The sequence below is a fragment of the Vulcanococcus sp. DEBay_Sum22DG08_74 genome (assembly GCF_017852955.1).
Taxonomy (GTDB): Bacteria; Cyanobacteriota; Cyanobacteriia; order PCC-6307; family Cyanobiaceae; genus Vulcanococcus.
The window spans coordinates 1-5,601 of the sequence record NZ_JAFMKL010000105.1 but is presented as its reverse complement, the minus strand read 5'-3'; the positions used below and the strand labels follow the sequence as shown (position 1 = coordinate 5,601).

General features: G+C 65.6%; 6 protein-coding genes. 3 read left to right on the top strand and 3 right to left on the bottom strand.

The genetic code is table 11. The annotated features are described in order from the left end of the window. From QZ184_RS09725 to QZ184_RS09715, 3 genes are all read right to left on the bottom strand, one after another. The coding region (locus QZ184_RS09725; RefSeq protein ID WP_296419351.1) for a transcription antitermination protein NusB at positions 1-583 on the bottom strand (583 nt) is incomplete at its 3' end. After that, entirely contained in the window at positions 583-1,332 is a 750-nt protein-coding gene (locus QZ184_RS09720; RefSeq protein WP_010314136.1) for a DUF502 domain-containing protein, read from the bottom strand. The genes QZ184_RS09720 and QZ184_RS09725, both read right to left, overlap by 1 nt. A gap of 68 nt (positions 1,333-1,400) precedes the next feature. Continuing rightward, entirely contained in the window at positions 1,401-2,051 is a 651-nt protein-coding gene (locus QZ184_RS09715; protein ID WP_296416772.1) for an HpsJ family protein, read from the bottom strand. 17 nt (positions 2,052-2,068) lie between these two features. On the opposite strand from QZ184_RS09715, the gene queG reads away from it, so the two are divergent. From queG to QZ184_RS09700, 3 genes are all read left to right on the top strand, one after another. Next, positions 2,069-3,037 (top strand): tRNA epoxyqueuosine(34) reductase QueG, encoded by a 969-nt coding sequence (queG, locus tag QZ184_RS09710; protein WP_296419347.1) that lies wholly within the window; start codon positions 2,069-2,071, stop codon positions 3,035-3,037. Between the two features lie 21 nt (positions 3,038-3,058). Continuing rightward, complete coding sequence (locus QZ184_RS09705; protein ID WP_296419346.1) at positions 3,059-3,946, top strand: hypothetical protein; 888 nt, start codon at positions 3,059-3,061, stop codon at positions 3,944-3,946. A 25-nt stretch (positions 3,947-3,971) separates the two neighbouring features. Further along, positions 3,972-5,601 (top strand): DNA topoisomerase (ATP-hydrolyzing) (locus tag QZ184_RS09700; protein WP_296419343.1); only part of this gene is annotated, 1,630 nt, incomplete at its 3' end.

The following is a 5,601-nucleotide window of genomic DNA, read 5'->3' as shown; positions in this document are numbered from 1 at the left end:
TGATCATGCGGCGGCCCTGCTCATCGCTGTAGCGGTTGGCCAACTCCACCGCCTCGTTGCAGGCCACCGGCGCAGGGGTGTTGAACTGCTCGATGTCCACGGCTGCGAGCCGCAGGATGTCGCGGTCAATGCGAGGCAGCCGCGTCAGGCGCCAGCCCTCCATCACCGCATCCAAGCGCTGATCCAAATCAGCACGACCAGACAGCACCGCCCGGGCACGCTCGATGGCACCGCGGCGGATCTCCTCTTGATCCGAGAGCATCAGCAGCCGCGGAAGCTCCAGGCTGGCGGACAGGCGGTTCAGGCCGTTCTCGGCATGCTCCAGGCCGTCCTGGAGGTGCTGGCGAATGCGGGGCAACTGACCAACGGCGCCCTGGTCCTGCAACTCGCTGTCGAGAAGCTGCTGTTGGGCGGCCTGCAATTCGGTGGCGGCCTGATCCAGGGCCTCCCGCACGTGTTGGCTCAGGGAAGCCAGAGCCTGTTGCAGCAAGGTGTCCAGGGAGGTGTCGGCGCTGGGCTGACGGTCACTGACCTGACCGAGCATCAGCAGGGCCAGTTCGCGGGCTACGGAGCGGCTCTGCATCAGGCCTTGTTGGAAGGGAGGGGGGAGTAAGCGGGGGCCCGCAGCTGGGCAAGAAGGCTGGAGAAACTGCGGCTGGCCGGGGTCTCACGCTCATCGGGATTGACGATGCCCGCCGAGATGATCGTGCGGAAGGCGTCTTCCACCGACAGATCCAGATCCTGAACGGAGGACTCCGGCACCACGGCGTACCAGCCGGTGGTGGGGTTCGGAGCCGTGGGGATAAAGACGCTCAGCATCGGCTTCTCAAAGCCAGCCGACAGGGTCGCCCCCAGAACGCCAGTCACGAAGCCCAGGGCGTAGAGCCCCTCGCGGGGGTACTCCACCAGCACGACGCGGCGGAAACGGCTGGAGTTATCCCGCAGGAAGGTCTCCAGCAATTGCTTGAGGGTCTTGTAGACGGAACCCGCCACGGGAATCCGTTGCAGCGTGCCCTCGCCGAACTCCAGCAACCAGCGACCCACGATGTTGCGGGCCATCAGACCGATCAACAGGATCCCGAGCAGGGGAACCAGCAGACCCAGGCCCAGGTTGATCAACTCCTGCAGCACAGGGTTGAGGGTGTTGAACGGATTGAGCTGCTTCGGAATCGACGTCAAAAACGCCAACACGAAGCGACTCACCGTCGTCGCCAACCAGATCGTGGTGGCGAGCGGAATCACCACCAACAGACCGGCGATCAGGTCGTTCTTGAGGTCCTGCTGGAGACGATCGCCCAGCGGTTGCTCAGGTCTGGGACTCGATTGCACCACTACGTTGCGTCGCTCAACTGGCCGGAATTCCGGTCACAAAGGGCCAACCTGCAACTTAGCCAGTCGCCCTACAGAACAGCCGCCAGGGCGAGCAGGGCAAAGGCGATCACCAGAACAACAGCGGTGCCTGTGCCACCAATCCGGCGTTGGTTCAAGGCCAAATCACGGCGGGTTTCGGCCTGTTTGATTTGGTTCTCCGCCTGCTGCAGCTGGCTTTGCATGAAGGCGCGAGCGGCCTTCTTCTTCTCGTCTTCGCTGGCCGTCTCAGGGATCTGCCCGGTTTGAACCCCCTGCTCGATCACCTGCTCCAGCACCTTGGGGTTGTCGAGCTGGGCCTTAGCCATCTCCAACTGGCCGCGTTGGGCCTGCAGGGACTGGTTGGTCTGATCGCTCAGGCTCTGATCACCGCCGATGGTGGCGGGAACCGTGAACAGCAGGGCCAGCGCCAGAACACCACTGATCACGCACACCGTCCAACGCAGGGGCGTCGGACCGGACTGGGGATCCTCGAGCCGCGCAGCGATCAGCATCAACAGCATCCCCACCAGAGCCATCGGCGACTGGGTGATCAGGGTGGAGCTCAGCAGCTGACGGAAGCTCTCATCGCCCCAACCGTTGACCGAGAGCACCGCCAGCAATTGCAGCGCCAGCAGCAGCACCAGGGTGATCCCTAGCCAGCGCAACAAACTGGAGAAGCGTCCTGCAACTGCTGAACTCACCGGGAGGGCCTTGGAAGTTGGGCAAGCGTAGGGGCGATCAACCGAAGCCACAGCCCCTTCCGGCTGGAGAGCTGGCCAGCGCCCTCAAGGCCCAGGCCTTGGAGTTGGGCTTCAACCTGGTGGGGATTGCCTCGGCGAGGGGCAGCGAGCGGATCCGCCTGCGCAACGCCGCCCTGCAGCGCTGGCTGAGCGCGGGGCATCAGGGCGAGATGGCCTGGATGCAGGACCCCAGACGGCAAGCCATTGAGGCCTTACTGCCGGGGGTCCGCAGTGTTGTCGCGGTGGGCCTCAACTATTACGTCGATGACCAGCCTGCGCCCGGCAGCTTGAAGGTGGCCCGCTATGGCTGGGGCCGGGACTACCACCGGGTGATCGATGGGCGCCTGCGGGCCCTGGGGCGTTGGCTCGAGAGCAACCAACCGCAGAGCCAATGGCGCGCCTGCGTCGACAGCACGCCCCTGCTGGACAAGGCCTGGGCCGAGGAAGCGGGCCTGGGCTGGATCGGGAAACACAGCAACCTGATCAACCGCGACTGGGGGTCCTGGCTGCTGATCGGGCATCTACTGACCGACCTGGAGCTCCCCGCTGATGAACCCGCTACGCCCCACTGCGGGGCCTGCCGCGCCTGCCTGGACGCCTGCCCGACTCAGGCCATCACCGAGCCGTTTGTTGTCGATGCCCGCCGCTGCATCGCCTTCCACACGATCGAGAACCGGGCGGACCAGTTGCCCGCCGACATCGCCTCAAACCTGAACGGCTGGGTGGCCGGCTGCGACATCTGCCAGGACGTCTGCCCCTGGAACCAGCAAGCACTGGTCTCCAGCACCGATCCCGATCTGCAGCCCAGGCCGTGGTGGTTGGATCTCCAGGGGGCTGATGCCCTGGGCTGGAGCGACGGCGCGTGGGACGAGAAGCTGCGGGCCTCCGCCCTGCGGCGGATCAAGCCCTCAATGTGGAGGCGAAACATTGCAGCAGCCCTAGGCTGAGCGCTCGATCGCCCTGCATCGATGGCCGCGCGCTGGTTGAAGGTTCTGGCCACAGCGCCCCTGATGCTGGCAAGCCTCACTGGGACCCCCGCCAAGGCGCTGGTGCCCTACGTCGTGCTGCCCAGCGAGCGCAACCTGGAAGCCGCTGGGCTGGGCATTGCCCAAGCCGCCAGCCGACTCTTGAAATTGGGCCAGGCGGAAGAGGCCGCCAGCCTCGCGGCGCTGACCGTTCAGCTGATCCCAACGGATGCCCGGGGATGGCTGCTGCTGGCGGAAGCCCAGTTGCGTAGTGGCGAGGACGCCAAAGCTTCCGCATCGCTCGAGCAGGCGCGCAACCTGGACCCCCGCAATGCCGGGATCCTCTTTGCCCAGGGCTCCCTGGCCCTCAAAGCCAACCAACCGGCCCGCGCCGTTGAGCTGATCCGCGAAGGTCAGCGCATCGACGACAAGAACGCCGGTTCCTACTTCGATCTCGGCAACGGCTACATCCTGCTGGGGGAATCCAAAGCGGCGCTCTCGGCCTTTGAGCGGGCCTCGAAGCTGCGCAGCGACTTCTGGGAGGCCATCAACAACCAGTCGCTGGTGCTCTACGAACAGCGCAAGGACGCCGAAGCGATCCAACGCTGGCGCTCCGTCCTGGCGATTCGGCCCACGGCAGCAGAACCGATGTTGGCCTTGGCTGCGGCACTCAATGCCCAAGACCCCAGCAACGGCGAGAGCCTGGACCTGGCCAAGCGCGCCCTAGCGGGTGATCCCAACTACGTGCTGAGCAGCTATCAACAGGAGCAGCTCTGGGGCACGCGCCTGCGGGAAGCCACCAGTGTTCTGCTGGGGAACGCGAGCTTGAAGGGCGATGTGGAGCGGGCTCAGGCCAATGCCGATGCTGAGCCCGCGGAACAACCTCGGTAGGCTGAGCCGCACTTTCTGACCTCGGATGGCCAAGGCGCGTCCCGAAAAGCCGCTGCCCGACCCATCCGACGAGCGTCGTATCCAGCCGATTGAGCTGCATCAGGAGATGCAGCGCTCCTATCTGGAATACGCCATGAGCGTGATCGTGGGACGGGCCTTGCCCGATGCCCGCGATGGCCTCAAGCCCGTGCAGCGGCGCATCCTGTTTGCGATGCACGAGCTGGGGTTGACCCCCGATCGCCCTTACCGGAAATGCGCCCGCGTGGTGGGCGACGTGCTCGGAAAGTACCACCCCCACGGCGACCAAGCCGTCTACGACGCCCTGGTCCGGCTGGTGCAGACCTTCGCCAGCCGCAATCCGCTACTCGACGGCCACGGCAACTTTGGCTCGGTAGACGACGATCCACCGGCCGCCATGCGTTACACGGAAACGCGCCTGGCGCCGATCGCCAATGAGGCGATGCTCGATGAGATCGGCAGCGACACGGTCGATTTCGCCAACAACTTTGATGGCTCCCAGCAGGAGCCAACCGTGCTCCCGGCCCAGCTGCCCTTCCTGCTGCTGAACGGCTGCACCGGCATCGCCGTGGGCATGGCCACCAACATCCCTCCCCACAACCTGGGGGAGGTGGTGGATGCCTTGATTGCCCTGGTGCGCAAGCCTGAGCTGAGCGACGAGAAGCTGCTGGAGCTGGTGCCGGGCCCCGACTTCCCCACCGGCGGCGAAGTCTTGACCGGCAGCGGCCTACGCGACACCTATCTCTATGGCCGCGGCAGCATCCCAATGCGGGGCGTCGCCCACATCGAGGAGATTCAGCCGGGCAAGGGACGGCACAAGCGCGGGGCCGTGGTGATCACCGAGTTGCCCTATCAACTCAGCAAAGCGGGCTGGATCGAGAAGCTGGCCGAGCAGGTCAACGACGGCAAGATCAACGGGATCGCGGACATTCGCGACGAGTCCGACCGCGACGGCATGCGGGTCGTGGTGGAGCTGCGCCGGGACGCCAACCCGGAGAAGGTCCTGGCCGATCTACAGAGGCGCACGGCGCTGCAGAGCAACTACGGCGCGATCCTGCTGGCCCTTGTCCACGGCAAGCCGATCCAACTGAGCCTGCGCCAGCTCCTGCAGGAGTTCCTGGACTACCGCGAGCTGACGATCATTCGGCGGACCAAGCACGCCCTCAAGCGCGCGGAAGATCGCCTGGAAGTGGTCGAGGGTTTGATCACCGCCCTCAATGCCCTGCAACGGGTGATCGAGATGATCACCGCCGCACCCGATGCCTCCAGCGCCAAGGCCAGCCTGCAGGTGCACCTCGACATCAATGAGCGCCAGGCCGATGCGGTCCTCGCCATGCCCCTGCGCCGGCTGACGGGCCTCGAGCAGGAAAGCCTGCGCAAGGAGGCGGACGACCTACGCCAGGAGCGGGCCCGCCTGCGACACCTGCTGGATGAGCGTCCAGCCCTGCTCGACACGATGGTGGCGGAGTTCAAGGCCCTGAAAAAGCGCTTTGCCACCCCCCGGCGAACGCGACTGGTGGAAGGTGGCGATGAGCTGGTCGCCCAGCGCACCGCAGCCCAACGGCCCAACACGGAAGTGCTACGCCAGCGCGCCTTTGAAGGACTCCCCAGCGATGGCCGCCTGGTGATCCAAGCCG

Bases quoted from the DNA above. Each gene is read 5' to 3' on its own strand.
- QZ184_RS09705 (WP_296419346.1), top strand. From the start codon at position 3,059: ATGGCCGCGCGCTGGTTGAAGGTTCTGGCCACAGCGCCCCTGATGCTG.